We start from the raw sequence: 23,991 nt of genomic DNA, 5'->3' as shown, positions 1-23,991 counted from the left end.
GAGTTAACAAATTGATTGACGTTTTGATGTTGAAGATACCTTAAAAACGATTGATTCCCCGCTCTTTCTGTGCTATCTTGCATTCATAAACTTGAATTAATGCATAAACTCTACCTACTGACCATCTGTTTATTGATAATAAACGGTGTTTACGCACAGATTTCGCCTAAAGAGCACTTTGGCTTTGATATTGGTGATGATTATCATTTGAGTACAAACACTCAAACCGAAGCTTATTTCAAAAATCTTTCTTTAAGCGACCGGGCGGAATTCGCGGAGATTGGAAAAACAGAAGAAGGAAGGTCTCAATATATGCTCATAGTTTCTTCTCCGGAAAACCTGAATAAGCTCAGCCGCTACAAGGAAATATCACAAAAGCTAGCCCATGCGGAAGGATTAACAGATACGGAAGCCAAAGCTCTTGCTGATGAAGGTAAGGCGGTAGTATGGATTGACGGCGGCTTGCATGCTACCGAAACGCTTGGCATCCATCAGCTTATTGAAACCGCCTGGCAGCTTATCAGCCGCAAAGATCCGGAGACGATGCGAATCCTGGACAATACGATCATTTTGATGACGCATGCAAACCCTGATGGCCATGAATTGGTAGGGAATTGGTATATGCGCGAAAAAGATCCATTAAAGCGTACGCTGCAGGGTCTGCCCAGGTTATATGAAAAGTATGCCGGGCACGACAACAACCGGGATTTCTTCATGTTAAATCTCAAAGAGAGCCAAAATATCGCCAACCAGCTGTTTATAGAATGGCTCCCGCAGATCATGTATAATCATCATCAGGCAGGACCTGCGGGTTCAGTGGTAGCCGGCGCCCCGTATAGGGATCCTTTTAACTACGTATTCGATCCGATCATAATGACGAGCATCGATGCTCTTGGTGCGGCAATAAACACGCGCTTGAACGCTGAAAATAAGCCTGGATATACACAAAAGTACGGTTCAGTCTTTTCAACATGGTACAACGGGGGGTTAAGGACTACCACTTACTTTCACAATATCATCGGTCTCCTGACGGAAACAGTCGGCGGCCCTACACCTACCGAAATACCTCTTGTGCCAGAACGCCTTATTCCCAATGGCGGCACAACTTTTCCGGTTACTCCACAAAAATGGCATTTCAGGCAATCGGTTGATTATTCTGTTTCTATGAACTATGCTGTATTAAACTATGCACAACGCCATCGGGACGAGCTGCTTTACAATATCTATTTAATGGGAAAGAACTCCATCGAACGCGGGAGTAAAAACACCTGGGGCCTATCGCCAAAGAAAGTAGCTGCGATCAGTGCGGCCTATCAAACGGATCAAAAGGCAAGTCGCGTGCCCTATCAAATTCCGGTGAAGTACTTTGATGGCGTAATGAAGGATTTGTCTCTCAGAGATGCCAGGGGATACATTATTCCTGCCGGACAAGCTGATTTCCCTACCGCGGTGAAATTTGTAAATGCTCTTATCCGTACTGGAATTCTCGTTCATAAAGCGAGCGAAGATTTTACCGTTGCCGGGAAAAATTATCTCAAAGGTTCCTACATTATTAAAACCGACCAGGCATTCAGGCCGCATGTCCTCGACATGTTCGAACCTCAGGATCATCCAAATGATTTCAAATATGAAGGCGGTCCGCCGGTAGCGCCATATGATGCGGCAGGATGGACACTGGCGTATCTAATGAACGTCGATTTCGATCGAATCCTCGACGAGTTTAAAGGACCTTTTCAACGCATTCCTTACGGCCAGCTGCAAAATCCTGAAATCAAACCCCTCCCGTCATCCGAAGGATACCTGATAAACGCCCAATCGAATAATGCCTTTCAGGCGGTTAACGAGCTGCTGCATGCCGGACAAAGTGTTTCCAGAATAAACAGCGGGGATAGATTGGGTGATTTCTATATTCCTGCAACCAACAAGAGCAGAGCTATTCTTAAAAAGCAGATAGAAAGCCCGGGGCTGGAAGTTAAACCGGCTGCAAGTACACCAAAAAATATTACCCCGCTTTCCGGTTTACGTATTGCCTTGTGGGATACTTACGGCGGATCTATGGCCTCAGGCTGGGTCCGTTTCCTGATGGAACAATATAACTTTAAAGCTTCTATTTTATACCCGCAGGAAATCGATGCAGGAAAGCTCAATTCTAAATATGATGTTATAATCTTCGTAACGGGAGCAATTCCCGCTTTCAATTCACAAGCAGTACCCGTAACTGCAGGTCCTAATGCGGAAATGATTCCTGAAGAATATCGAAAAACAACCGGCAGGATCACCGCTGACAAATCCATACCGCAATTGAAGAAATTCCTGGAAGATGGCGGCAAAATTGTCACTATCGGCAGCAGTACCAATATTGCTTACCACCTGGGCTTGCCTGTGCGCAACCATTTGGTAGAAAGAAGTGCGAACGGCACGTATGCCCGCCTGCCTGCCGAAAAGTACTATATCCCCGGAAGTGTTTTGCGGGTGAGCGTCAATAATAAACTGCCTGCTGCATGGGGTATGCCGGAACAGGCTGATATCTATTTTGATAATAGCCCTGTCTTCAAAGTTGGTACCGAAGCTATGGCAGGCGGATCCATAAAGCCTATATTATGGTTCTCGCATCCCAAATCATTACGCAGCGGGTGGGCTTGGGGACAAGAATATCTGCAGGATGGGATTGGAGCATTCGAGGCCCGGATCGGTAAAGGAAAACTTTATGCTTTTGGCCCCGAGATCACATTCAGGGCACAAAGTCACGGCACTTTCAAATTATTGTTCAACCAGCTGTATGGCTATTAAATTCGCCGGCAAATAACCTGGAGTGCTTAAAAGAAGTAATTACACTGAGTCTGAAGCAGATCTAAATTCTGGACAAATATGAAAAAGCTATTAGTTATTTTTCTCCTGGGCAGCTATTCATGTGCAGTCGCTCAGCAACTGGGAGAATTGACTGTTGAGAAGATCATGCGGGATCCCCGGTGGATGGGCGTATCACCGACAAACATTCAATGGGATGAAAATAGCCGGGACATATATTTCAATTGGAACCCCGGCAATGCAGAAGCCGACCAGTTATACCAAATATCCACGCAGGATAAAACCCCCGAAAGGGTCGCCGACCCATTGCGGAGGAGCCTGGACCGTGGCCCTTTAACCTATTCCCGTGACCGGACAAAGGCGCTGTTCGAACGGAACGGTGATATCGTTTTAAAAAATGTAACTGCGGGTATCGAAAATATTCTTACCAATACTTCCGATCGTGAAAGCAATGCCTTATTTAATAAGGACGAAAGCAAGGTGATTTTTCAGCGGGGTGATAATTTATATGCAATCTCCTTAAATAATGGAAGTTTAGTCCAGCTAAGTAATTTTACCCGGACAAAACCCCGGGTTTCGCCGGTTTTGAGCAGACAGGACGAATGGCTAAAACAAGATCAGTTAAGAGAGTTCGATGTCCTCAGGAAAAAAGATCAGGCAGAAAAATCGGCAGAAAAAAAGACGAAAGATGATGCCGTTAAGCGCCCGAAAGAGTTTTATCTTGATGAACGCAGCACCGTCAGTTCTCTTAGAATAAGCCCGGACGAAAGATATATTGTTTTCAGGGTGTCGAAAAGTCCGGAAGGAAACAAGAATATTATCGTTCCCAATTATGTTACCGCCTCAGGATATACAGAAGACATAAATGGGCGAACCAAAGTCGGAAGCATGCTGCCAACACATCACAGTTATGTCTACGATGTGCAACGGGATACAATATATGCGATATCCACGAAAGAAATACCTGGAATAAAAGACCTGCCTGACTATGTAAAGGACTATCCCCACCAGCTGGCAGAACGCACCAAAAGAAACGAAGACCGAAAAGTTTCTATGACCGGTCCATTTTGGAATTTCGACGGATCGCAGGCGGTAGTAGCGGTTAGCTCGCTTGACAACAAGGACCGCTGGATAATGAAATTTGATCCATATTCGGGAAAACTCTCCTTGCTTGATCGTCAGCGCGATGAAGCCTGGGTCGGAGGGCCCGGCATTAACTCTTTCAATGGCGGAAACCTGGGATGGATCGATAATAATACTGTATACTTTCAAAGCGAAGCCACCGGTTATTCTCATCTCTATTCGGTGAACGTTCTCACAGGCGAGAAGAAGCAATTGACATCAGGTAAATTTGAAGTACAGACACTCCGTCTTTCGAATGACAGGACGAGTTTCTTTTTTACGGCTAATATCGAACATCCCGGTATTACGCACTTTTACCGGATTTCCGCAAAGGGCGGGACCCCGGTGAAATTAACTTCAATGAAAGGGGGGCATGAAGTTAGCATGTCGCCCAATGAAAAATGGCTTGCATTTCGTTATTCCTATTCGAATAAACCCTGGGAGCTGTTCCTCCAGGAAAATAAGCCTGGTGCGAAAGCCGAGCAGATCACAAATTCGGTCAGCCAGGAATTCAGGTCCTATCCATGGAAGGATCCCGAGATGGTTTCTTTTAAAAACCGCTTCGGATCAGACGTATATGCTCGTATTTACAAACCCAAAAGGGCGGACCCATCAAAACCCGCCGTGCTTTTCGTTCATGGAGCGGGCTATCTGCAGAATGTGCACTATTGGTGGAGCCAGTATTTCAGGGAATACATGTTCAACAATCTTTTAGCCGACAAAGGATACACAGTTATTGATGTGGATTATACCGGAAGTTCAGGCTACGGTCGCAATCATCGCACAGGTATCTACCGGCATATGGGCGGTAAAGACCTGAGCGACCATGTTGATGCGGTCAGGCTATTAGTTGAGAAGTATGATGTAAATCCTGCAAACGTGGGTATATATGGGGGATCGTATGGTGGTTTTATTACACTCATGGCGCTATTTAAAGAGCCTGATGTTTTTAAGTCGGGCGCAGGCCTCAGGTCAGTTACTGACTGGGCTCATTACAATCACGGTTACACGTCTAATATCCTCAACGAACCTGCGAATGATGAAAATTCTTATAAAAAAAGCTCACCGATCTATTTTGCGGAAGGGTTTAAGGGAAACCTGCTGATGGCGCACGGCATGGTCGATGTAAATGTCAACTTTCAAGACATCGTAAGATTATCCCAGCGCTTAATTGAATTAAAAAAAGACAATTGGGAACTGGCTGTTTATCCCGTAGAAGACCATGCGTTTACAGAGCCATCCAGCTGGACCGACGAATATAAACGTATTCTAAAGCTGTTTGAAACGACTTTAAGGGTCAAATAACAAATATTTACCAGCCTAATGGCTGCAAATAAAGCGAATAAAAAATGTTGAAAACTTATTTGAGATAAATAATGAAAAATTGTATTTTTATAAAATAAAGGTTAATCAGCCTTAGAGCCTGTTAATTACTCATAGTATTACCGCATATCAGACATGCAGTGATTGTACTCTGAACAGCGAAGCAAAGCTTTAAGGATTTACAAGTTTTTAATTGTAATTTTTGGGGAAACGGTCAGATACTAAAATCTGACCGTTTTTTAGTTTAGCTGTCTTTCCAAACAGGTAAATTTTTTGTGTCATCGGGGTTTAAGATTGTTTTTTAATTACATTCGGCTTTATCCTGCAGAATTATGAAAATTCGTCTGACCCCGATCTGCGTTTTCCTTTTTTTTCCTTTTTTTGCTCTGGCTCAACCCTCAGCCCAGTACCACTCGGGAGAGATTAAGCTTGGGATAAAAAAGCTGAATACACTTGGTTCAGCACTCTATATTGCTGCCCATCCGGACGATGAAAACACCAGGTTATTGTCTTACCTCGCAAAGGAAAAGAAATTGAGGACAGGTTATCTATCCCTTACACGCGGCGACGGCGGACAAAATCTGATCGGCAATGAGCAGTCAGAACTACTTGGCCTTATACGTACACAGGAACTGCTGGCAGCGCGGCGCACCGACGGAGCCGAGCAGTTCTTTACCAGGGCAATAGATTTTGGGTTTTCTAAAAATCCGCAGGAAACATTTTCGATATGGGATAAAGAGCAAATTCTCGCAGACGCTGTCTGGGTAATACGCAAATTCAGGCCCGATATAATCATAACCCGATTCCCTGAGGATGCCCGTGCCGGTCATGGACAGCATTCCGCATCGGCAATCATTGCCCGTGAAGCATTCTTAGCGGCAGCCGATCCAAAACGATTTCCTGAGCAATTAAAGGATGTACAGGTATGGCAGGCTAAAAGAATAGTTTGGAACACCTTTAATTTCGGAGGTAACAATACCACTTCCGCCGATCAGTTAAAATTGGACATCGGTGCTTTTAACCCATTGCTTGGCAAAGGCTATGGGGAAATTGCTGCCGAGAGCAGGACAAATCATAAAAGCCAGGGTTTTGGCAGTGCCAGGCAACGCGGTGAAGCGATCGAGTACTTTTTACCAGTAGCTGGCGAGCCGGCTAAATCAGACCTTTTTGAGGGTATCAGCTTCGATTGGAAACGTACAGACGGCGGTGAACCTATTGGAAGAATGATCTCCTCGGTTGATAAGTCCTTCAAGATCGATGAACCCTCAGCGTCTGTACCCGGTCTGATTAATATCCTTGCCGCCATCGCAAATCTTAAAGACAACTATTGGAAATCACAGAAAACCTATGAAGTCAAGGAACTTATCGCAGCGGCAGCCGGCTTATGGTTTGAAAGCTATGCAGCCAAACCAAGCCTGGAAATTAATTCGACTGTAACAGTGAATTCTCAAATTCTGCTTCAATCACCAATATCTGTGGCGCTTAAGCCTTTTAACGAAACAGAAAAGCGAAATATCGATCTTAAGGAGGGCATTTTAATCCGCCAAACTTACAGTCGTACAACGCCCGGCCTGAGCAACCCTTACTGGCTCCGTGAAAATCACGCAATCGGAATGTACACTATACCAGATTACCATCTCGTAGGTAACGCGGAAAATAGTCCTCTGCTGGAAACAACTTTTACATTTATCATTAATGGAAAGGAACTAAGCTACACCCGCCCGGTAGTTTACAAATTTACTGACCCCGTTCGAGGCGAGGTCTATCAGCCAGTAATATCATCCCCTTCAATAACTGCAACTATCGCCGACAAAGCATACCTTTTTATGGGTAACAGCCCGAAAACAATCCAGATACAATTGAAAAGTTTCAGTGATAAGCCCGTTTCGGGTATTGTTTCGCCAAAGGTACCCGAAGGATGGCAGATTCAACCTAAGCAGATTAACATAGACATCCAATCTCAGCAGGATGAAAAAACTATCCAGTTCATACTCACACCTTCTGGCAATACAACGCACGGCACATTTTCGGTTAGCATTGCGACCGGTACCGGAACCTTTAACAGAGGTTATAAAACGATATCCTATGAACATATCCCTTTGCAGACTTTATTTCCACTCGCTGAAGCACACCTGGAGAAAGTTGACCTGAAAACCGGGGGGAAGAATATCGGATACATCGCTGGTGCCGGCGATCTCATTCCGGAAGCCCTCGAACAGATCGGTTACCAGGTAAGTATTCTTTCAGAAAGCCAGGTCCTTAACGCAAATTTAACCGGTTACGACGCTATAATAACCGGCGTCCGTTTTTATAATGTAAACGAACAATTGGGGTTAATTCAGCCAAAACTCATGGACTACGTTAATAAGGGCGGAACTCTGCTTGTGCAATATAACGTCAGCAACCCGCTTAAGGTCGCGAACATCGGGCCCTACCCGTTTCGCATATCACGCGATAGGGTAACCGATGAGAATGCCAAAGTAAGCCTTCTTGCTAATGATCATCCGGTGCTGAATTTTCCCAATAAGATAACTGAACGCGATTTTGACAATTGGGTACAGGAAAGAGGGCTTTATTTCACCTCCGACGCTGATTCAAAATATACCCGCGTGTTGTCAATGAACGATCCGGGAGAAAACTCCAATGATGGATCCCTTATCGTCGCAGATTACGGGAAAGGCCGTTTCGTATATACCTCGCTCGCATTTTTCCGCGAATTACCTGCCGGAATACCCGGTGCATATAGATTATTTGTAAATTTGATCACAAAAAATAAGACTAATTAGATCATGGAAAATCACAAGGCTACCAAAAGTTACAGTTCATATTATGTAATACCTGCTTTAATCTGCGGACTATTTACAGCATGGGTTATTAGTGGTTCTGTCGGTTATACAATCCTGGGAGGCATCCTTGGCCTTCTTGCTGCAGCCTTTTGGATGAATGCAGTAGTTAATTCGGATGAAGAAGCCTGATCAGGACCTTCCGCCCTTTGTTAAGACATGGAACCAGTTCTACTGCCTCCTGATAGTATGGCTGGTTCTTCTGATCTTTCTTTTTTATCTCTTTACAGAAACTTTTAAATGAGTGGGCTCGATTGGATAGTCCTCTTCTCAACGCTGCTGGTGATTGTCATTTATGGCGTTTACAAAAGCAGGGGCACAACCAATATCGACGGATACCTGTTGGGTAACAAATCGTTCGCCTGGTATTACGTCACCCTGTCTGTAATGGCTACTCAGGCGAGTGCAATCACCTTTCTGTCAGCACCGGGCCTGGCTTTTTCTTCCGGGATGGGATTCGCACAATTTTATTTCGGATTGCCGTTGGCAATGATCGTACTGTGTATAACCTTCGTCCCGATCTTTCACAAGCTCAATGTTTATACAGCCTATGAATTTCTTGAAAAACGTTTCGATCTGAAAACAAGAGCGTTAACTGCGTTTCTCTTCCTCATTCAGCGCGGACTGTCAACCGGTATATCAGTCTATGCCGCATCTATTATCCTTTCTACCGTCCTTAATATAAACACTACGTTCACAACGATATTTATCGGGAGCGTGGTTGTCCTTTACACTGTGTATGGGGGTACAAAAGCCGTATCTTATACGCAGCTTTTACAGATGACTGTGATCTTTACCGGACTGTTTATCGCAGGGGTTGTAGTTGTAAAGCTTCTGCCCGAAAGTGTCGGTTTTGGCAAAGCTTTGCAGATCGCTGGCAAAATGGGTCGCACCAATGCTATAGATTTCAGCTTCGACTGGAATAATCAATACACAGTTTGGAGTGGCCTAATCGGAGGTTTTTTCCTGCAGCTATCTTATTTTGGTACCGACCAGAGCCAGGTGGGCCGCTACCTGACAGGTTCCTCCATAAGTCAAAGCCGGCTCGGCCTGCTTATGAATGGTTTGGTAAAGATCCCCATGCAATTTCTAATTCTGCTTATAGGGGTGCTGGTTTTTACCTTCTATCAATATCATGAGCCTCCTATTTTTTTTAACAGGTACGAACTTTCCAAGCTTGAGAAGAGCGAATATGCCCCTGAACTCAACCGGATAAAAACGGATTATACCCGGGCTTTTAAGTCCAAGCAACTGGAGGTTGAACGCTTGGATGCAGCACTTGATGCCAAAGACGAGCAAGCTATAAATTCTCAAAGAACGCTCTTACAAGCAGCCGATGAAAAAACCAAAGCAATTCGTCAGGAAGCGGTTAACCTGATAGAAAGGAACGATCCGGATGCTGATACGAACGATAACAATTACGTATTTCTTAGCTTTGTAACACGCTACCTGCCGCAGGGCCTTATTGGTTTACTCATTGCGATCGTCTTCCTGGCCTCTATGGGTTCTACAGCTAGTGCTTTAAATTCGCTGGCCTCAACTACGGTAATTGATATTTATAAGCGACTGATAAACAAAACGGATACCGACGACAAATATCTTAACATCTCGCGATGGGCGACCGTTGTTTGGGGCATATTCTGTATTCTTATGGCACTTTACGCCAGCAAGATGGGTAATCTGATCGAGGCGGTGAATATTTTGGGCTCTCTTTTTTACGGAACTATCCTCGGGATATTTGTGGTCGCTTTCTATTTAAAAAAGGTAGGCGGGTCGGCAACCTTTATTGCCGCTCTGATAACTGAAGTGATTGTTTTTGCCTGCTGGTGGGCAGATATCATGGCATTCTTATGGCTCAATCTGGTGGGATGCGTGCTGGTTATGGCTATCTCACTGCTGGTTCAAAAGATAAATAACTATAGGGTGAAAACAATCCCTGCCTAAAAAAAAGAAACCCCCGCTTTTATGCGGGAGTTCCAACCTAAACCTTATCACAACGAACCCCTGTGGGGTTCTAGATGATTAACCATCAGCGTTTCAAAAAGTTCTAGAAATTTATACTTTTTTACAACGATTCTTTTTAATATCCGGATATTACTTTCCCAACTAAAAACAGAGGCCTGGACTTCCGATCCTGGCGGCTTATTAAGGCTTGGGAACGATAGCGACAGTAAGCCTGCTGATACAGTTCAATTTACCTTGGTCATTATGGATCTTAATATCCCAGACGTGGGTTTTACCACCAATGTGCAGCGGCGTACACATGGCTGTGACATATCCCGATTTTACGGGCCGCAGGTGATTTGCATTTACTTCAAGACCCACCCCTATATATTTGTCCCAATCAATAACCATACTTGACGCCACACTTCCTATTGTTTCAGCAAGCACCACCGATGCCCCGCCGTGCAAGATCCCATAGGGCTGGTGAGTACGTTCATCAACTGGCATTCGTGCTTTTAAAAAATCTTCTCCAATCTCCGTGAATTCGATACCCAGCAAAGCACCCAGATGATTTTTCGGTCGTTCATTAATTTCCTGCGGTGTATATTCCCTTGCCCAGATCATAAATATCTTTCTTCAATAACGTTCCGGTGATGATTCAAATGGCCCGCCAGAATAAAAACCAGAGCCCGCACGCTGATCGGGGCACCGTTTGAGACCCCCGTCCTGTTAAGTTCTTCTTCTGAAAACGATCTGAGAAGATACATATTCGCTTTCCGGAGCATAGCAAATTCATCAGCCAGGCTTTCTAAGGTACGATCACAGAAATGTGCGTTTGCCACATATTCGTTCTCTTCAAACCCGGGAAGAGGTGTTTTATCATTTCTTCCTATGCGTAAGGCACGGTAAATCATAATACGCTCGGTATCTATTACATGACCCACCAGTTCTTTGACAGTCCATTTCCCTTCGGCGTACGCGAACGAGGCTTTATCGGCACTGATTCCTTTTAAAAATGAAGGAAATGAATTCGCCTGATGATCCAGTTCAGCAATTACATTTTGACTAACGGTATCGATGTATTTCTTATAAAATGGCGCGTATTCGCCGATATCAGGCTGCTTCATAGGTCATATTACTTTTTAAAACAATACGGAAGGTGGTCCCCTTCCCGATTTCAGAATCTTTTACAAAAATATGCCCTTTGTGATAATTCTCAATTATCCGTTTAGTGAGCGACAAGCCCAGACCCCACCCACGCTTGCGTGTGGTATACCCGGGTTGGAAGACGGTATCGAACTTCAAACGCGGTATTCCTGAGCCAGTATCACATATATCGATAAACACTTGTTCTTTTGCAAGGTTTTCCCTGATATCTACCTTAATCACGCCCGGCCCTTGAATTGCGTTTACGGCATTTTTTAGAATGTTTTCTATTACCCAATCGAATAGAGGAACGTTTATAAGGGCCTCGACCTGACTGTCTCCCGACAAAACGAATTCGATCTTGTCACTAACTCTTACTTTGAAGTAGTTGATATATTCCTCGACAACTTCATATACGACATGATTATGCAGCACCGGTTTAGATCCGATCTTGGAAAAACGGTCGGCAACGGTCTCGAGACGTTTAACATCGTTTTCCATTTCAAGGATCAGGGGGTCGTCAGGCGCATTAAACCTCGATCGCAATAACTCCACCCAAGCCATTAAGGATGAGATAGGCGTCCCTAGCTGATGAGCCGTTTCCTTGGCAAGTCCTACCCAAACCTGGTCTTGTTCCGATTTCCTGGATGAGCTGAATACACTATAAGCTACCAGGAGAAATATGGCTATCACAGACAATTGGATATAAGGAAATGCCCTCAGCTGAGTAAGCAATAATGAATCTTTATAATAGACATACCACTTGCGGGTGTCCAGTTCAAGGACTATTGGTTGAGGATGCTGCCTCTTCATCTGAGCTAACTGCGACTGGAAATACTTAGGGTCATAGGTCCTTTCAGTGTCTTCTACCATGTCGGTTTTCGAAGTATCCAGGCCGCGCCAGATTATTATATTATCGGCCGAATCGGCAACAATGGCTGGTACTGCCAGGCTGTCTCTCATACTGTAAATGAACGTGATATACTCATCATTCACGTCAGGCATGGCTATAATATTCCTTGTGCTTTGCGCCCAGAGGTCAGCTCTGGTGCGTTCCACGTTGGAAATATTCTTTACCAGGTAATCTGTATACCACAGCGAGGCCCCGGCAATTACCACAGCAAATGCGAGTAAGATAAATTTCCAGCGGCGCTTTCGTTCGTAAGGATTCATTCAGGAAGCAAATTACAAAAGGAAACGGAAAGTGGGAGAGGATATTTTCGGATACGGGATACGAGCGGCGAGATGCCAGCGGCTAAAAAAATTATTAGTAGACCACCGATACAGAGATGTCTGGAAATGTCACCGATTACTAACCACCGATCTGCGTAACTCAGAACAATCCGTATCTTTGCCTCATGTCTGAGAATACCAAAAAAGTAAGAGTACGTTTTGCACCCAGCCCAACTGGCGGTTTACACCTCGGAGGTGTAAGAACAGTGTTATTTAACTATTTATTTGCCCGCCAGCACAAAGGAGATTTTATCCTCAGGATAGAAGACACCGACCAGAACAGGTATGTTGAAGGCGCCGAACAATATATCATTGACTGTTTAAACTGGTGCGGCTTAACTCCTGACGAAGGACCTGCCAATGGAGGGCCTTTTGCACCTTATCGCCAGAGTGAACGGAAAGAAAATTACAGAAAATACGCAGAACAGCTTGTGAAAGATGGCTACGCATATTATGCTTTTGACACTACTGAAGAATTGGAAGCACAAAGACAAAAATATCCGAACTTCAGATATGGGCACGAAAACCGTCAGAGCTTACGAAACTCGTTGAGCCTGTCTTCGGAGGAAAGCCAGGCGCTGATCAGTCAGGGTGTACCCTATGTGATTCGTATAAAAGTGCTGCCAGGCGAAACGGTTCATTTTCATGATCTGATCCGCGGGCATGTAAGTTTTGAAACCGACCTGGTTGATGATAAGGTATTGTTAAAAGCAGACGGCATGCCGACTTATCATCTGGCGGTCGTGGTCGACGACTATCTGATGAAAATTACTCATGCGTTCCGCGGCGAGGAATGGCTGCCCTCAGCACCCGTGCATATCTTGTTATGGGAATATCTGGGCTGGAAACAGGAAATGCCTGAATGGGTACATCTTCCGCTTATTCTTAAACCTGACGGAAACGGCAAACTGAGCAAACGCGATGGAGACAGGCTGGGATTCCCCGTATATGCTATGAACTGGACCGACCCTAACACTGGCGACATTACAAAAGGCTTCCGTGAAATGGGCTTTCTTCCCGAAGCATTTGTCAACATGCTTGCCCTGCTAGGCTGGAATGATGGCACGGAACAAGAAATATTTAGTCTGAATGAACTGGTTGAAAAGTTCAGCATCGAACGTGTCAGCAAGTCGGGGGCTAAGTTCGATATAGAGAAAGCGAAATGGTTTAGTCATGAATATATAAAGAGAGCCGAAGTCTCTGCTATCCGGTTCCACGTACTCCATGACCTGGAAAAACTGGGAGTAAAGGTGAAAAGTGAAGAGTATCTGGACAAGGTCATTAGCCTCGTTAAAGAGCGTATGAGCTACCTGCAGGATTTCTGGGAGCAGGCATCATTCTTCTTTATGACGCCGAAAACTTACGATCTTGATGCTGTAAAACCCAAATGGACAGGTGCGAAAACAGACTTTTTTAATAAACTTATGATCAGTTACGAGTCACTTGCTGCTGATCAGTGGAACCCCGCAGATCTTGAAGTTACGTTCAAAGCATTAGCCGAAGAAAATAACCTGAAGATTGGCGAGGTAATGCTTCCTTTCAGGATCATGCTTGTGGGTGGTAAATTCGGGCCGGCGGTTTTTGATATTGCGGCTTTGCTGGGCAGGGAGGAAACAGCTATGAGAATTACCAAAGCGCTAGCTGCTTTCATGAAAGATTAACACTAGCTCTATCTTATTTCATATATTTATTAGAAATAAGTCCTGATGAGATCACAATTCAACCCTCTGAAAGTCACCCTTTGCCTGGTGTTTTTAATCGCTACAATCTGTTTTTTTACAGGATGTAAATCCAACACTGATAGCGCTGCCACTTTAGCGGTAATTAATGCGCGCATCTGGACGGGAGATCCTGATCAGCCTTGGGCTGAGGCTATGGCTGTCAAAGGAGAAGAAATCCTTTTCGTCGGCACAAACCAGGAAGTTGAAAAACTTACCGGCGAAGGGTCTAATGTCATAGATGCTAAGGGCAAGATGGTGACACCGGGCTTCAACGACGCTCATATTCATTTTATTGATGGTGGCTTTGGGCTCTCGTCGGTACAGTTGCGTGATGCAAAAACCAGGCAGGAATTCATTGACCGGATAGCCGCATTCGCTAAAACAATTCCGGCCGGAAGCTGGATCTTAAATGGCGACTGGGATCACACAAATTGGGGCGGCGAGCTTCCAAAAGCATCCTGGATAGACTCGATAACACCTAACCACCCGGTGTTTATACAACGTCTTGACGGGCATATGGGCCTGGCAAACACGGCGGCTATGAATCTGTCAAAAGTTAATTCGTCCACCAAAGATATCCTGGGCGGCACCATAACCAGAGACAGCAAAGGCATACCTGACGGAATTTTTAAGGATAACGCGATGAGTGTAATCTATAAGCATATAACCGAGCCATCCGACGATCTCAAAGACAGGGCTCTTAAAGCAGCTATGGATTATGTGGTAGAAAGAGGCGTTACCTCTATCCAAAACATGGGAACCTGGGGAGACCTGGAGGTATTTAGACGTGCTCACAAGAAGAAAGAGCTCAAAACACGGGTCTATGCTGCTGTACCGCTCTCTTCGTGGGAGAAACTGGTTGAAGAAGTCGAAAGATCCGGGCGTGGGGATAGCTACCTGAAAATAGGCGGCTTGAAAGGTTTTGTTGATGGTTCCCTGGGATCGCATACCGCAGCTTTTCAAAAAGCCTTTTCTGATACTCCTGCGGATAGCGGCTTTATGGTCACTACAACCGATAAGCTTTATACCGCGATATCCGCTGCTGATAAGGCCGGGCTCCAGCTGTTAATTCACTCGATAGGGGATAAGGCTATCCGGGAGTTATTAGACATTTTCGAACGGGTTGAAAAAGAAAATGGAAAAAAAGACCGCCGCTTTCGGATCGAACATTTTCAGCATATCGCACCTGCAGATTTTCCACGTATAGCCAGAATGAACCTGGTTGCCAGCGTGCAGCCTTATCATGCCATCGACGACGGACGCTGGGCCGAGAAAATTATCGGGCCGGAACGCATTAAAACTACCTATGCATTTAAAAGCCTCCTAGACAATAAAACAATTCTTGCATTCGGCAGCGATTGGTTTGTAGCGCCGCCAACTCCCCTTGAAGGAATTTATGCAGCAGTCACCCGGCGCACTATTGACGATCAAAATCCGGGCGGCTGGGTTCCGGAGCAAAAGATAACGGTCGAGCAAGCTTTAAGGGCCTATACTTCCGGAGCCGCTTATGCGTCCTTTGACGAGGATAAAAAAGGCGTTTTAAAAAAGAACGCTTTCGCAGACTTCGTCGTTCTGGATAATGATATTACGACTATCGACCCTGAAAAGATCCGGGATGTCAAAGTTTTGACAACTGTAGTAGGTGGTAAGGTCGTTTATGAACAGCCGGCAAAATAGGTTCGCGGAAAGCTATCTTCTCACCTGTAAAACAAAGGTACACCCATAGTGTTAAACCAAAACTAAATATATTCTTATGAAATGGTTAGGCAGACGCGGAAGCGGAAATATTGACGACAGACGAGGCATGGGCGGCGGCGGACTTGCACTTGGCGGCGGCGGAATCCTGGTCGTAATCTTAGGTTTGCTTTTTGGCCAGGACTTATCAGGCTTATTAGGGCAACTTCCTGCCGGCGGTTCTGTTCAGGAAGGCAAAGTCGGCTCGCCGACTGATGATGCTGGAAAATTCGCTGATGTTGTATTGGCCGATACTGATGAGCTGTGGACTAACATATTCAATGAAAGGGGAATGCAGTATGAAAGGCCTACAATAGTGCTGTTCGATAACTCCGTATCTTCTGCCTGTGGTTCAGCCAGCTCAGCCACCGGTCCATTCTACTGCCCGGCTGATAGCAGGGTTTATCTGGATCTAACCTTTCAGCAGGAACTTAAAGATCGTTTCGGCGCTGGTGGGGATTTCCCGATGGCTTATGTTATAGCCCACGAAGTGGGGCACCATGTGCAAAACCTCCTGGGCACTTCAGATAAGGTCCAGGGCATGCGCGGACAAGTGAGTGAGACTGAATACAACCGTCTCTCTGTGAAACTCGAACTACAGGCTGATTTCTACGCAGGCGTGTACGCCAATTATATTAAAAACCTGCAACAGGACGGCCAGAGCGTATTAGAAGAGGGGGATATTGAAGAAGCCCTTACCGCAGCGAGCGCCATTGGCGACGACAGGCTCCAAAAACGATCCCAGGGCCACGTGGTACCGGATTCATTTACCCACGGAACCTCCGCACAGCGTATGAAGTGGTTTAAAAAAGGATATGAAACAGGTGATGTTAGCCAGGGAGATACTTTTTCCAGTAATGAGTTATGAGCTTTGAGTTATGGGCTTTGGGAAATGAGCTTTGGGAAATGAGCAATGAGCTTTGAGTTATGCTTACAAAAAACTGAAAATAGCTCAAAGCTCCTTGCTCTTTGCTCATTGCCCATTACTCAAAGCCCCAACTGACAGCCCAATAAAAGTAGCAGCCAGTCCCAACATAATACTCGCCGCAATGTAAACCAACGCAGCCCCGGCCTGGCCATCGCGCATCAGGTTAATGCTCTCATATGAGAATGCTGAGAAAGTTGTAAACCCACCTAGTATACCGGTAGCAATGAATAATCTCCATTCATTTGATAGTCCGGATCTCTCCGCAACCCCATATACGATCCCGATAAGGAAACAACCTACAATGTTTACCGCTAGCGTACCGTAGGGGAAAGTAACGAGCGCTTTATTTTGAATAAGCTGAGAAAGCAGGTACCGAGCGATGCCTCCAATAAAACTTCCAATACCTATAAGTAAGACTATTCTCATGATGGTGATTCTTAAACTTCGCTTCTCAATACCTCCAAAGGCGGCTTGTTAAGTACTCCCCGGCTGTTGAACAATCCTATCAGCACCGTTAAAGATGAGATCAAGACAAACAATACCAGAACCGGCAGCATTTCAGGAGCAAAAGTCGTTTCGAAGCTAAATTTAGCTAATCCCCAGCTTGCAAGCAATGCTAAGACTATACCGGCGCCCGCTGCCAGCGCTCCCAGGAAAAAATATTCCAGCGCAGTAATGATCAGGATCTGCTTACGGCTTGCACCAAGAGTCCTTAGTAAGACACTTTCTTTTATCCGTTGATATTTACTGATGAGAACAGACGCAATAAGTACGATCAAACCTGTGATGATACTGAATGCCGCCATAAACCGGATCACAAAACCCATTTTAGTTAGGATCTCATCCAGCACACTCAGTACCAGGCCCAGATCTATCATCGAAATATTGGGGAATGTTTTAACAACGGCGCGTTGGTATTTAGCAGAAACCTCGTTCGATGGAACTTTCGTTAGAAGGACATGAAACTGAGGTGCATCCTCCAATACCCCTGCCGGGAATATCAACAAGAAATTTGTTTGGATACGGTTCCAGTCGACTTTTCGTATACTCCCCACAACGGTTTCCATAGGAGTTCCCTGAACGTTGAAGGTCAGTTTGTCCCCAATCTTAACGTCTATCCGGCGGGCAAATCCGTCTTCAAGTGATACATAAACCGGCTGTCCCTGCCCGGCCCTTCCAGTCCATTTTCCTTCTGTTATTTTTTCCGAATCACTAAGGCTATCCCGGTACGTCACCCTGTACTCACGGTCCAGCGCTCTCCTTGCCCCGCGGGCTGTGCTGTCGTTTTTAAAGCTGGCTGCGTTACGCCCTTTAATTTCCGTCATACGCATATTGACAATCGGAACTTCCTGGATAACGGGAAGGCTCATGCTCTGTGTAAGCTGCCTGACTGCCTGCCGCTGTTCGCCCTGAATATCAAACAGCACCATGTTCGGCTGGTTTTGGCTGGACGACATGGTTACCCGGTTGATCAGGATACCCTGAACGAAGAAAAGAGTACAAATAAAGGCGGTACCCAAACCGATAGATACCACAAGGATCAGCGTTTGATTATTTGGCCGGAATAAATTTGCAAAGCCCTGACGCCACAAATAACTCCAGGAGGATGGAAAGAACTTCCGGGCAAGCCACATCATCAGGTAAGCCAACGCAGACAGGATCAAAAACGCCAGCAGTACCCCCCCGGTAAAATATATCGTCTTTCTGAACGAATCCATCTGAAAATAGGTAAACGCAAATACGAAAGAAACGATAAGGAGGTAAACGAGCCATTTGACCGGGTCTTTAAACAGAGACGTTTCCTGAAAGGATATACGTAGCGTGTTCAGCGGCGATATATTTCTCACAGAGACCAAAGGAAGCAACGCAAACAGGATCGAAATGACCAGGCCCAGCAACAGGCCCTGTGTGATGGCGGCCCATGATATTGCCACAGTTATTTCCACCGGCAGGAAATCGGCAAGCACAAGCGGCAAAAACTGCTGGATCAGCGTTCCAACAATAGCTCCGATAACAGAGCCTATTAAACCGATCCCTATGATCTGGATCAGGTAAATAATAAAGGCCTGCTTTGAGCTTACTCCCAGGCAGCGTAGAATGGCAATAGTATTGATCTTCTCACGAATGTAAATGTGAATAGCACTCGCGACACCGATGCAGCCCAGCAACAGGGCCACGAAACCCACAAGGGCTAGGAACTCTGTCATGTCCTCGAATGAACGGCCCGTATCTTCCTTATGGGATTCTACAGTTTCGGCGTCCATCTCTGCTTTCTCGAGACGTGGCTCAAGTTTATCCGCGAGCAGGTCTACATTAACGTTCTCTGCAAATTTGAAATAAAAGTTGTAGTTGATGCGGCTCCCTTTCTGCGACAGGCCCGTCTGTTCAAGATACCGGAGCGGGATATACACTACCGGTGCCACAGATGCGGAAAAACCTGTTTGGCCAGGGGCTTTGTTAAGCACACCGGCGATCCGGAAGGAAAGTTCGCCAACTTTGACAGAGTCGCCCACCTTAGCATCGAACTGAAGCATCAGGGTTTTATCGACCAGCGCAGAGCGGCTGGCACGGAAAGAGGTACCCGCACCTGCAGGACTGGTTTCAATTGACCCGTAATATGGATATGCGCCTTGCAAGGCTCTGACATTAACCAGCCGTGTTCCCTGGTTCTTAGGGAAATAGATCATTGACGCAAAGGTCCGCTCCTCCGAACGCTCGTCTCCTAATGCCATAAGCACCGGGCGAATATCCTCCTTTACAGCCTTATTGGTTTCTATGACCAGGTCTGCTCCAAGAAGACTCTTTGCCTGTGAATCGATATCCTGGCGCAGGTTGTATTCAAAGGAATAAATAGCAACGATAGCAGCTATGCCCAGAATAATAGAAGAGACAAAGAGAAAAAGGCGCGAGCGGTTACGGCGACTATCACGCCACGCCATTAAGATCAGCCATCTGAAGTTTAAGCTGTTTTTAGCTACTGACGGCACAATATTATCCTCCGGCATAATTTTTCTTGTCAAGCATTCCGGAGGAAGTTAATTCATCGGAAATCAATGCGCCGCCTTTAATCCGAATGATCCGCTGGGTTTTTGACGCCATTTCGAGATCGTGTGTTACCAGAACCAAAGTAGTACCGGCTTCTTTATTAAGGTCAAAAATTAGCTTTACTACTTTCTCGCTCGTTTCGGCATCCAGATTTCCGGTGGGTTCATCTGCAAAAAGAATTTTAGGAGAATTCGAAAAAGCCCTCGCCAAAGATACACGCTGCTGCTCACCGCCAGAGAGCTGACTTGGGTAGTGATGCGCGCGGTCGGCCAGGCCAACCTTATCCAAAAGGTCTGCAGCATGCGAACGGATATTCCTTTCCCCTCTTAACTCCAGCGGAACCATTACATTCTCTATAGCAGTCAGTGTGGGCAGCAATTGAAAGTTTTGGAAAATAAACCCGACATGCTCATTTCTAACCTGGGCCCTTTGATCTTCTGTTAGGTTGTCCAGCCGGATGTTGTTTAACTCCACCATCCCTGAGCTTGACCGGTCTAAACCGGCACACAAACCCAGAAGGGTCGTTTTACCGCTTCCCGATGGCCCAACGATCGACATGGTTGAACCTGCTTCCAAAGCAAAACTTATATTGTCGAGCACCGTGAGCGTGCTTCCACCGCTTTGATACGTTTTTGTAAGGTTCTGTATATTTAGGATTGTGCCCACAGCGTTTGTTTTAATTTAACGTCTACCCCTTCCGCGCAAAATAATGAATTTGAAGCTAGTGAGTATGTGCGTATTGTAAAAATTACCCTCTGTTTGATGATGTTTGAGAACAGATGTTACATGCATATCATGTATCAGCTGCGAGTATCACACAGAAACAGTAATTTTGTGATCAAAGAAAAATTATGCTTAAAAACATCTTATATCTTGCCGTATCTCTATTTATCGTCACTTCGTGTGGAACCGGCAACAACCAGGGGGAAAATACCGCTAAAAAAGACAGCGTAGCAGTATCAGATACCGCGCAAAAAAAAACCATCCTGTTCTTTGGAAACAGTTTAACCGCGGGCCTTGGTGTTGAACCCGAAGAGGCATTCCCCGCACTTATAGGCGACAAGATAGATTCCCTTAATCTTCCTTATAAAATAATTAATGCAGGCCTGAGCGGAGAAACTACCGCAGCCGGTAAGGCCAGGATAAACTGGATCCTTAAACAAAAGGTAGATGTTTTTGTGCTCGAACTGGGAGCCAACGACGGCTTGAGAGGCATACCTGTTTCGGAAACAGAAGAAAACCTGCAGAGTATCGTGGACCAGGTCAAAATAAAGTACCCGGACGTGAAGCTCGTAATGACCGGGATGCAGGTACCTCCCAACATGGGTTCCAAATATACTTCTGAGTTTCAGGTTATCTTTAAACGCATTGCCGACAAAAACAACATGGCGTTGGTACCCTTTCTGCTTGATAAAGTGGGTGGTATAGCAGAAATGAACCAGTCAGATGGAATTCACCCGACACCGGCAGGACATAAGATACTTGCAGAAAATGTCTGGGTAGTTCTGAAGGATTTGCTCTAATAAAAAAGGCCCGGTTTCTAACCGGCGCCTTCCAATCAATCAACTAAACTAAAATTAATTTTTAATGCGTCTCTGTTCGTCCTCAAGACCAGTGGCGCGTCGGCGCTCAGGCTTTATCTCGCTCCTTCCAAAGCGGTAGGTAAAGGTCAGTCTGCCGATACGCGTTTCGTTCTTTTGCACAAGATTGTAGTCAAGACCTTCGTAAGCACTGGAGATCGTTTGCTTCCTTGTATTGAACACATCACTTAAAGCAAGCTTCACATTTGCCTTTTTCTTCATGAAAGATTTGCTTAATCCAAGGTCTACTGCATACTGAGAGCTGATCTTAAGTGTACCGTATTCTATCGGCGAGGTATAATCCCCGCTGAGCTCACCCGTAAGACTCGGGCTGATTACGAACTTATGCTGTGAGTTAAACTGCAGGGCAACCCGGCCTGAACTTAAGTCCTGGCCCCGGAGATCGGGCGACCGGAATCCCAGGTAAAAAACTGAAGCGTTATTGCTTGTACTCCACCATTTACTCAAGGAAACAGGAGCATTCAGGTTTACACTGTAATTGATCTGTTTGTCCAAATTCTCATTGGTTTGAAACAATGCCTTTTTTGCTGTATCAGGAAGCAGCACCTCTGTGATCACATCGCGTGTAAGGCTATAATTGAAAGTCAGGCTGTAAGTCTTCTTGTAATTGTAGCTTAATTCAAAATTGTTCGTGTATTGAGGGTTCAGGAATGGGTTACCCTGATTATAAGTATACTGGTCAAGGAAAAACATGAATGGATTAAGCGCATCATAGCTCGGACGATCTATCCTGCGGCTGTAAGAAATCCCGAGGCCATGATCCTTTGAAAGTGTTTGATTTATAAATACACTCGGAAAAACATCAATATAACTGCGGTTTACTTCCTTAGCCGTAGTAATGGAGTTGCCATTGGAATTAGTTTGTTCGGCTCTCAGCCCTAACTGGACACTTGTAGATTTATATTGCTTGTTAATGTTTACATACGCAGCGTTAACATTCTCGTCATAGATAAACTGGTTGCTTCTTCCAGGATCATTCTGCCATGAATCACTTACAAGCCTTTCAAATTGGAAATCGTTATCGGTCTTAACCCAGCTGCTTTTTATACCGGCTTCCATCTTGACTGTTTTACTAAACGGCATGGAATAATCAGCTTTCACCGCTTTTATATTTATGATCGAGGGTGTACGGTTCTGTATGAACGACGGTGCTTTTATAGTACCGTTTGCGTTATGAAAACGGTTGTCATAGAGCGTTTTCTCATTGCCGTTATACCGGGAATAATCAAGATCGACAGAAAGCTCCTTGCCACTTGTATCAAGCGTAGCTTTATAATTTGCATTATAAGCCATGTTTCTGTATCTGCTGTTTGCATTATTTACTGCTATAACGGATGAGTCAGTCTGACTGAACGAACGGCCGATAAGCGTAGTGTTATTATAAATCTCAGACCCTGAGTTCAGGTACCCGTTTACAAGAAAACCAAGTGTATTCTTTTTATTAAGGAAGATATCCAGACCGGCTTTGAAGTTGTTATTATCATTATCACGAACGAAGCTCCCCGTTTGTCCGAAGTATGTTGTTGCGGGTTGGCTGGCAACAATCCTGTCAATGATCATATTCTGGCCCTGTTCGCGCGTTGAATAGTTATAATTACCAAACAGGTTTATGTCTTTATTGCGGTGGTTGATAGACAGGCCGCCATTTGCACGGTAGTGATCGCCCATCCCCGCACCGGCGGTAACCGTACCATTAGTGCCCACACTGTTGCTCTTTTTAGTTTTAATATTGATGATCCCCGAGTTGCCGGCGGCATCATATTTAGCGGATGGATTGGTGATCAACTCGATAGTTTCGATCTGCGTGCTGGGCATATTACGAAGCATATTAGCTACATCGGCATTACTCATATACGTTTGCTTCCCGTCAAGCATTACGAGAACACCCTGCTTGCCCTGCATAGCTATGTTGTCATTCTGATCAAGGGTAACACCAGGTGCTTTTTGCAGCACCTCCAGCGCAGTCGATCCAGCTGAAACGCTGCTGCTTTCCACATTAACAACAAGCCTGTCTATCTTACGCTCAATAAATGGCTTAACGGCAAGGACCCTGATTTCACCCAGCATCTTACTATCCTTAGGTACTACAATTTCACCGAGGTCTACAACCTTGCTGCCTTCGTCAATAGTAAACTCCTTCGAACGCACTCTAGTAAATCCTACCATGCTTATATTCACGCGGTATGTACCCACAGGCAGACTTTCAAAAGAATATTTTCCGTCAAGACCGCTCACCGCCGTTCTTAGTAAAAGAGAATCCGGCGTCTTTATAAGGCTTATTGTCGCAAAATCAAGCGGCTTTTTTTCCTCGTCCAAAACTGTCCCGCTGACTTTCGATCCAAGGAGTTTACTCTGCCCTTTCAAGTTGGCTGACACACAAATCAGGCCTGAGAAAATAAACAGTATGCTTAGGTATTTAGGTTTCATCATCGAATTATTTAACTGGTCTTTAAGGGAGTAAACCCTCATTTAGATTAAAGGCACCTCTGAATCTGGCCTTATATCTGGAAATAAGACGATGGATATTTATATTGGTTACAGCG

The 23,991-nt window shown here is 45.2% G+C and carries 16 protein-coding genes; 9 read left to right on the top strand and 7 right to left on the bottom strand.

The genetic code is table 11. The features are described from left to right. Positions 1-99: 99 nt before the first annotated feature. The 5 genes from P2W76_RS14090 to P2W76_RS14070 all read left to right on the top strand — a co-directional run bounded on the left by P2W76_RS14090 (position 100) and on the right by P2W76_RS14070 (position 10,040). A complete protein-coding gene (locus tag P2W76_RS14090) occupies positions 100-2,790 on the top strand; it encodes a M14 metallopeptidase family protein (RefSeq protein ID WP_276348485.1) in 2,691 nt (896 codons plus the stop codon). Positions 2,791-2,868: 78 nt separating this feature from the next. Beyond that, positions 2,869-5,235 (top strand): alpha/beta fold hydrolase, encoded by a 2,367-nt coding sequence (locus P2W76_RS14085; protein WP_276348484.1) that lies wholly within the window; start codon positions 2,869-2,871, stop codon positions 5,233-5,235. A 350-nt stretch (positions 5,236-5,585) separates the two neighbouring features. Further along, positions 5,586-8,039, top strand: coding sequence for a PIG-L family deacetylase (locus tag P2W76_RS14080; protein WP_276348483.1), 2,454 nt, complete (start codon positions 5,586-5,588; stop codon positions 8,037-8,039). A gap of 3 nt (positions 8,040-8,042) precedes the next feature. Then, complete coding sequence (locus tag P2W76_RS14075; protein WP_276348482.1) at positions 8,043-8,228, top strand: hypothetical protein; 186 nt, start codon at positions 8,043-8,045, stop codon at positions 8,226-8,228. Positions 8,229-8,336: 108 nt separating this feature from the next. Next, positions 8,337-10,040 (top strand): sodium:solute symporter, encoded by a 1,704-nt coding sequence (locus P2W76_RS14070; RefSeq protein WP_276348481.1) that lies wholly within the window; start codon positions 8,337-8,339, stop codon positions 10,038-10,040. Between the two features lie 201 nt (positions 10,041-10,241). Here the strand turns inward: P2W76_RS14070 and P2W76_RS14065 are convergent, their stop codons facing one another. From P2W76_RS14065 to P2W76_RS14055, 3 genes are read right to left on the bottom strand one after another with little or no spacing between them, the layout of a single operon-like run. Then, complete coding sequence (locus P2W76_RS14065; RefSeq protein WP_276348480.1) at positions 10,242-10,664, bottom strand: hotdog fold thioesterase; 423 nt, start codon at positions 10,662-10,664, stop codon at positions 10,242-10,244. Then, entirely contained in the window at positions 10,661-11,167 is a 507-nt protein-coding gene (locus P2W76_RS14060; RefSeq protein ID WP_276348479.1) for a DinB family protein, read from the bottom strand. The genes P2W76_RS14065 and P2W76_RS14060 overlap by 4 nt, the downstream gene beginning before the upstream one ends. Beyond that, positions 11,154-12,359: a HAMP domain-containing sensor histidine kinase gene (locus tag P2W76_RS14055; RefSeq protein ID WP_276348478.1), complete on the bottom strand. Its 1,206-nt coding sequence runs from the start codon at positions 12,357-12,359 to the stop codon at positions 11,154-11,156. Before P2W76_RS14055 ends, P2W76_RS14060 begins: the two co-directional genes overlap by 14 nt. Before the next feature lie 185 nt (positions 12,360-12,544). Here P2W76_RS14055 and gltX point away from each other — a divergent pair, with 185 nt between their 5' ends. The 3 genes from gltX to P2W76_RS14040 all read left to right on the top strand — a co-directional run bounded on the left by gltX (position 12,545) and on the right by P2W76_RS14040 (position 16,742). Next, positions 12,545-14,080 carry a glutamate--tRNA ligase gene (gene gltX / locus P2W76_RS14050; protein ID WP_276348477.1) on the top strand — a complete coding sequence of 512 codons (1,536 nt, stop codon included), beginning with the start codon at positions 12,545-12,547 and terminating at the stop codon, positions 14,078-14,080. Positions 14,081-14,125: 45 nt separating this feature from the next. After that, entirely contained in the window at positions 14,126-15,817 is a 1,692-nt protein-coding gene (locus P2W76_RS14045) for an amidohydrolase (RefSeq protein WP_276348476.1), read from the top strand. 76 nt (positions 15,818-15,893) lie between these two features. Then, positions 15,894-16,742, top strand: coding sequence for a neutral zinc metallopeptidase (locus P2W76_RS14040; RefSeq protein WP_276348475.1), 849 nt, complete (start codon positions 15,894-15,896; stop codon positions 16,740-16,742). A 105-nt stretch (positions 16,743-16,847) separates the two neighbouring features. On the opposite strand, the gene crcB is transcribed toward P2W76_RS14040, so the two are convergent. From crcB to P2W76_RS14025, 3 genes are read right to left on the bottom strand one after another with little or no spacing between them, the layout of a single operon-like run. Further along, positions 16,848-17,228, bottom strand: a complete 381-nt coding sequence (gene crcB, locus P2W76_RS14035; RefSeq protein ID WP_276348474.1) for a fluoride efflux transporter CrcB — start codon at positions 17,226-17,228, stop codon at positions 16,848-16,850. An 11-nt stretch (positions 17,229-17,239) separates the two neighbouring features. Next, positions 17,240-19,807 (bottom strand): FtsX-like permease family protein, encoded by a 2,568-nt coding sequence (locus P2W76_RS14030; RefSeq protein ID WP_276348473.1) that lies wholly within the window; start codon positions 19,805-19,807, stop codon positions 17,240-17,242. Beyond that, a complete protein-coding gene (locus P2W76_RS14025) occupies positions 19,794-20,513 on the bottom strand; it encodes an ABC transporter ATP-binding protein (RefSeq protein ID WP_276348472.1) in 720 nt (239 codons plus the stop codon). Before P2W76_RS14025 ends, P2W76_RS14030 begins: the two co-directional genes overlap by 14 nt. A gap of 185 nt (positions 20,514-20,698) precedes the next feature. Here P2W76_RS14025 and P2W76_RS14020 point away from each other — a divergent pair, with 185 nt between their 5' ends. Beyond that, on the top strand, positions 20,699-21,370 hold the full coding sequence (locus P2W76_RS14020; RefSeq protein ID WP_276348471.1) for an arylesterase: 672 nt from the start codon (positions 20,699-20,701) through the stop codon (positions 21,368-21,370). Between the two features lie 54 nt (positions 21,371-21,424). On the opposite strand, the gene P2W76_RS14015 is transcribed toward P2W76_RS14020, so the two are convergent. After that, positions 21,425-23,917 carry a TonB-dependent receptor gene (locus P2W76_RS14015; protein WP_276348470.1) on the bottom strand — a complete coding sequence of 831 codons (2,493 nt, stop codon included), beginning with the start codon at positions 23,915-23,917 and terminating at the stop codon, positions 21,425-21,427. Positions 23,918-23,991 lie beyond the last annotated feature (74 nt).

It is taken from the genome of Daejeonella sp. JGW-45 (assembly GCF_029360805.1).
GTDB lineage: Bacteria > Bacteroidota > Bacteroidia > Sphingobacteriales > Sphingobacteriaceae > Daejeonella.
This window is presented reverse-complemented; position numbering and strand designations above follow the sequence as displayed.